Source organism: Vibrio sp. 2132-1 (assembly GCF_033344315.1).
The window spans coordinates 60,759-67,225 of sequence record NZ_JAWPON010000006.1 but is presented as its reverse complement, the minus strand read 5'-3'; the positions used below and the strand labels follow the sequence as shown (position 1 = coordinate 67,225).

The 6,467-nt window shown below is 44.6% G+C and carries 3 protein-coding genes; 1 reads left to right on the top strand and 2 read right to left on the bottom strand.

Annotated features, from left to right (window positions below; all coding sequences use genetic code 11):
* Positions 1 to 3,594: VWA domain-containing protein (locus tag R8N47_RS08035; RefSeq protein ID WP_318185848.1), on the top strand; the 3,594-nt coding region annotated here is incomplete at its 5' end.
* 52 nt (positions 3,595 to 3,646) lie between these two features.
* Here the strand turns inward: R8N47_RS08035 and R8N47_RS08030 are convergent.
* A complete protein-coding gene (locus R8N47_RS08030; protein ID WP_054579311.1) occupies positions 3,647 to 4,840 on the bottom strand; it encodes a class I SAM-dependent methyltransferase in 1,194 nt (397 codons plus the stop codon).
* Between the two features lie 160 nt (positions 4,841 to 5,000).
* Entirely contained in the window at positions 5,001 to 6,404 is a 1,404-nt protein-coding gene (locus tag R8N47_RS08025; RefSeq protein WP_064353947.1) for a methyl-accepting chemotaxis protein, read from the bottom strand.
* Positions 6,405 to 6,467: the final 63 nt, after the last annotated feature.

Genomic DNA, 6,467 nt, shown 5'->3' with positions numbered 1-6,467 from the left:
CCAGGCCCTGATCCGGATGATGACCGCCCGAATGTGACTATTTCAGACGCTGGCACCATCAATGAGGGTGAGACAGCCAACTTCAAAGTGACGCTGTCGAACGCCGCCGAGTCCACTGTTCAAGTCGAGCTAGGCCTGAACTTAGGTGACACCGAAGTTGGAGACTTAGGCACCTTAGAATACAACACAGGCTCCGGTTGGGTTGCAGTGCCAAACGATGGTGTGGTAACGGTGCCAGCGGGGCAAACCGAATTTGATGTGCGCATTGCTTCCATTGATGACGCCGTTTATGAAGGCCCAGAAGATTTCAGTGTCACGGTGACCGGCATTGGCGCAGTACAAGGCAGCGATACCGGTACGGCAACGATTATTGATAATGATGCTCCTCCTTCTATTTCAAATGTTGTGAATGCAGTTGTTTCGGAAGAAGGTTTAGCTAATGGTATCCCTGATAATACAGGATCACCTTCAGACACCACTAACTCCGCAAGTTTCTCAGGAACATTCACAGTTGCCGATCCAGACACGGCGAATGTTTCAGTGGTATTGGCAGGCCCTAACAACCTAACATCAGGAGGGGAGCCTATATCGTGGACGTGGGACAACAGTACTCAAACGCTGACTGCGAAAACTGCTCACCTGAGCGTTGTTGCTACTGTTGTGCTGAGCGAGCCTTCAGCTTCAGGTCAAGGCTCTTGGGACTATACTATTACTCTGTTTGAGCCACTTGATCATCCTGTTAATGATGTGGAAGACATCATCAACTTTGATTTACAGATTTCTGTAAGTGATGGACAAACAACAACATCTCAAAGCTTAAATGTGGCCGTTGAAGATGATTGCCCATACGTGCCTGTTGTTGTTCAACCCGTCGATGTGTCGCTTACTGGTGCACCTAACGTTCTGACAGGGCGCATAGATTTTGCAGGAAGTGAGGCAGACGCAACCAGTCGAACATTTGGGGATGTTGTTGTGACTGCAAACGGTTTTGTGTCTGACGAATCTGTGATGCTGGGAACAGCTGAAATCAATCAATCATCAGAAGGGATTGGCGTTAAAAGTTCTGGTAACAACGGCTTCCAATTAGAAAACGAAGTCGATTATCGATTCGCGGGTAATGAGGGTGTATCAGAGCAGTTAATCATAGACTTAGGCAATAAAGTTGCTTACGGAGCAGAAATAGAATTTGAGAAAATGTTTGGTGGTGAACTTGAGAAAGGAATCGCATCTTTTTATAGAGATGGTGTATTAATTGCTCAGCAATCGTTCAGCTCTGACGCAAGCAGTGGTGATTACGCGGCAAATTTCAATGTTCAACAGGGAGGCTTTGATAAAATCATCCTCGAGGCGACCAGTAATGGCAATGGCCCGGATACTGAAGACAACAGTGACTTTACCGTTAAATCAATAACCTTTACAGGTGCGTACTCTGGCGTGCCAATTGCTAGTGCGGATGGGAACCTCGGTGCTGTATATGGAGCTGATGGCCCTGGTTCTATAGTCTTAAATGGAGGTGAGGCTGGTTTAGAGACTCTAGATGGTAAAGACGTGTTGATATACGTCGATCCACAAAACTCTAATAGACTGATTGCAGAGGCTGATGGAGAGCTTGCATTCGAAGTTCAACTTACACCTAGCACTGGAAAATGGGAGTTCTTCCAATACTTACCTTTGACCTCACCTTATGGCGATGGGGATATCGATTTTAACTACACGATTACTGATAATGATGGAGACAGTAAAACGGGGTACTTTTCTGTCAACCCTTACGCCCCACCAATCGTAGAAGGTGTAACTCTAAACGTTTCTGAGGAAGGCTTAAGCAACGCCATTGCTGATGACTCTGCTCTAAACGGCTTTGATGACACAACTGACTCGAGTACTGATGTAGAACAATTGACGCTGGGTCAAACCGTTGATTCTGTTACGCTCAGTGAACCATCTACAGCTCTTACTAGTAACGGTATCTCTGTAACGTGGACGTTATCAAATAACGACCAAATGCTTATCGGTTCAGCGAACGGTGAAGAGGTTATCAAAATATCAGTCAATGATACTGGAGTGGTATCTACGGAGCTTCTTGGTCCGATTGATCACTCCAACCCATCTGGAGAAGACACCTTAAATATTGAGGTGCCTGTGCTTGTCTCGAATGCTCGTGGTCTTACTAACTCCACAACGGTCAACGTTATTGTGGAAGATGACTCACCAGATTCTGCATCTATTATTCACGATGTAGTTGCAGAAACTAAAGAAAGTGCCAACGTTCAGCTCATAATGGATGTCTCGGGTTCTATGCGAACGGATAATCGCTTGAAGATAATGAAAGATTCGGCAACTCAGTTATTGAATCAATATGAGTCTATCGGTCAAACGCGAGTTCAAATTATTACTTATAGCAGTACAGCATCCACTTACGCTATAGGTGCTGCGACGTGGCTGACGGTCGAGGAGGCCAAAGCGTATATTGAGACGCTAACTGCGGGTGGCGCGACTAACTATAACAACGCGCTAAATGAAGCAAAACAGTCATGGGATGATGTAGGTAAGTTAACCAGTGCGTCGAATGTTAGTTACTTCTTGTCAGATGGTCAGCCAAACCCTGCGTCATCATTTATAAACGACGCTCGCGAGCAGAGTTGGATTGATCACCTAACCGATCCTGATAATCAGATAACAGCCCTAGCGTATGGTATGGGCGTTAATCTTATGCCGGAGCAATTAGATCGCGTAGCATATGATGGCTTTTTGAATCAAGACCTTGATGGTGTTGTGGTTCCTGACGTAACTCAATTACCTCCGGTTATGTTGCAGTCAGTGATTCAACCTGTTGGGGGGAACTTGATGTATACCACTTCTCCAGATACAGGTATTGGTGCAGATGGTGGTTATATTAGCGAAATAGAACATGACGGTGTCACTTATTCGTTTGATGGTACAGACCTAATAGTAACTGACAATAACGATGGTATTTCGCATGCATTTGACGACACAACGATGCAGCTTACTATCTATATCGACAGCAAACATACTCTGGAAATCGACCTAAACGATGGTGCGTATGCATTTTATGGTGCGGTGGGTGATACAGTTGAAACGTTAGACTTCGATTATGTATTGACGGATAACGATGGCGATCAAAGTGAGAATACCCTGCAATTCGTTATTGATGAAAACGGAGGAGTAAATGCTTCAAGTAATGGCTCTGCAAATATTATTGAAGCTGAAGTAGACGTAAGTCATGACATCTTGATCGGTAATGATAACGAGGCAGATGTCTTTAAATGGGTCAACGACTCCTTGGATACAGGAACAGATCTAATTAGAGGTTTTGAGAGAGATTTGGACACCTTAGATCTGAGTGAAGTCGTTGAAGATGCAGGGCACAATACGATAGAAGAACTTCTTAATAGTATTGACTTGAACATTGATGGCGATGACTTATCTCTAGAAATAACCCATAACGATGGAAACTCAATTCAAACTATCGTAATAGAAAACGGGGCGACAGAGTTTAGTGATTTAATCGTGGGAAATGCGGACTTTGAGAGAGATGTGTTATCCGCACTAACTAAGGTTAACTTAGAGCCATAATGAAAAGGGCCAGTAGGCCCTTTTCTTCTGCTTTGTCTTACTTATTCGTAGCCTAAAGCACTTTACATGCAAAACCTTTTAAGTAGAAGCCTTCTGGATATGCTGTATCGGTTGGGTGGTCAGCGGCTTGCTCAAAACGCTCCACAAACTTTACTTGGCGGTTAGCGTCTACGGCTGCATCAGCGATGATTTTCTGGAACAGAACTTGATCCATCAAGCCAGAGCACGAGTAGGTCAGTAGAGTGCCGCCCGGTTTTAGAATTTGCATTGCTAGCATGTTGATGTCTTTGTAACCACGACATGCACCGTTTAGTTGTGCTTTGCTCTCTGCGAACTTCGGTGGGTCCATAATAACCACATCGAACTGAGTTCCTTGATCACGATACTCACGAAGCAGCTTAAACACGTCTGCATTTAGGAACACGGCACGCTTCTTCGAAATATCAAAATCGTTTAGCTCTGCGTTGAATTTTGCGGTATCTAAAGCAGGTTGCGACACGTCAGCGTTAATCACACGCTTTGCATCACCTTTTAGAGCGTAAAGTCCGAAGCCACCTGTGTAAGAGAAGCAGTTAAGAACTTCTTTGCCTTTCATATATTTCATCGCTTGCTGGCGACTATCACGTTGATCTAGGTAGAAACCTGTTTTGTGTCCGCCAACGATATCTACACTAATCTTTACGCCATTTTCTTCGATGACGACCGATTTAGGTGGCTCTTCGCCGTGCAAAACGCCCGTGCTCTCTTTTAAACCTTCTTTTTTACGAACGGCCACGTCAGAGCGCTCGTACACATTACAATCAGGGAAGCACTCAACCAGAGCGTCAACAATAGCCTGCTTATTGTGTTCTGCGCCAGCACTGAGAAGTTGGCACACAAAGAAATTTTGGTAACGGTCGATCGTAACGCCAGGTAAGCCGTCAGACTCTGCTGCGATAAGGCGATAACCCGTAAGGCCATCACGTTTGATAATGTCTTCACGAAGAAGTTGTGCGTCTTTAAGTCGTTTAACGAAAAACGCGGTGTCGATTTCTTCTTTATCAAAACTCCAAATACGAGCACGAATTTGTGAAGCTGGCGAATATGCCGCCTTAGCTAGCCATTTACCGTCGTGAGTGAATACATCAACCGTTTCGCCAAGAGCAGGTTCGCCCTCAACTTTGTTGATGCCTCGAGAGAAGATCCAAGGGTGCTTGCGCTTGACCGATTTCTCACGACCTTTAACCAAATAGATAGCAGCTGTCATTTCATTAGCTCTTGTTGAATTTTGAAAGGGGCGTATTGTCCGGGATGTAAATGGTAAAAGCAATATCCCTCGGCAATCCAGTACATTGTAGTGACTTTTAAATACAAAAAAGGTCACTAAAGTGACCCTTTTATTGAATTTGCTGTAATAGATTCCGTTGCTATGCTTTAAGTCCAGTAAGTAGTGCTTCCATTGTGTCGCTTTGCTTACGCAGTTGATCAACGTTTTGTGAAGTCGTGCTTATCATATTGCACACGTTATCTGCTTGAACTCGAATTTCTTCAACGCTTGAGGCGATATTGTCCGCGACTACACCTTGCTCTTCAGCTGCTGTTGCAATTTGAATGCTACTGTCGGAGATAGTTTGATTTTTATCTGCCAAAGAGCCGATTTCGTGATTCACTTCCGTCATGAGGTTTTGTCCCTCATTTGCGTTATTAACTGTCACTTCCATCAGCTTAGTAAGCGACTGACTGTTACGCTGTAACGATTCAATCATCGTTTGGATTTCCACTGTCGCTTGCTGAGTGCGTCCCGCAAGAGCGCGAACCTCATCCGCAACGACCGCAAATCCACGACCTTGTTCTCCAGCACGTGCAGCTTCAATAGCCGCGTTCAGAGCAAGTAGGTTGGTTTGCTCGGAGATCCCATTGATGGTTGTCACGACTTCATCAATTTGTGCTGCATTGGCATCTAACTCGGCAACGGCTTGAGACGCAGATTGAATCTCATTAGAAAGGTTCGAAATCGAGTGAAGCGTATTCTCAACTTTCACTTGTCCAGACTGAGCCACGTTACGTGCATCATCGGTTTGCGTGCTTGAATCGTGAGCTAGTGTCGCGACTTCTCGAATCGTTGATGCCATCTGTTCAGTTGCACTCGCAAGAGAGTTGAGGTGTTCCTGCTGAGTCGCTGAAATATCTGAACTGTGATGAATCGATTGATTCAGATCTGAGCTAATTTGTTGCATTAAAGCCACAGACTCTTGAATCGACAGCACCATTTGTTGCTCTCGTTCTGCAACTTTGTCTATCGTAATAGCAATTTCACTAAACTCGTCGCGAACAGGGAAGAAGTTCATTCTCGCAGTTAAGTCGCCACCCGCAAGAGTGTTTAATGCTTTGTTCATCGTGAACATCGCGCCGCCAATAAACGTCATGATGTAGTAAACGCCAAGAGCGAGAATAAACAAGCTCACACAGATAATGCTCACTTGAGTCGTTGATAGGGCAGCCCATAAAGAAAGTTCATGGTTCGCAACCAAACTGTACGTACCATTTAAAACAGACACGGATTGCGGACCAGAGCCAATAGAAACGGTTTCTGAACCCGCTATGAGGCTTGCTACTTGAGATTGAGAAAGGTTGCCTGCCTCTATCAGGCCTTTCATAAGCATGAGCTCTTCTTGGTACATACTTGAGATCAGTGTATTAGCCGCGCTATTAAGGACGAGAGTGAGAATGACTAAAGCAAGAAGAGGGAGAACGAAGAGCAAATAGAACTTTTCTTGAATCTTTAAGTGAATGAGATACTTATCAATCCAGCGGAATGGAATTTCTTTCATAATTATAATAACCGTGCAAAAAACCACTATCCTTAGTGGGGTGAATAGACGAAAAGAATATAT

Bases quoted from the DNA above. Each gene is read 5' to 3' on its own strand.
- R8N47_RS08025 (WP_064353947.1), bottom strand. From the start codon at position 6,404: ATGAAAGAAATTCCATTCCGCTGGATTGATAAGTATCTCATTCACTTA.
- R8N47_RS08030 (WP_054579311.1), bottom strand. From the start codon at position 4,840: ATGACAGCTGCTATCTATTTGGTTAAAGGTCGTGAGAAATCGGTCAAG.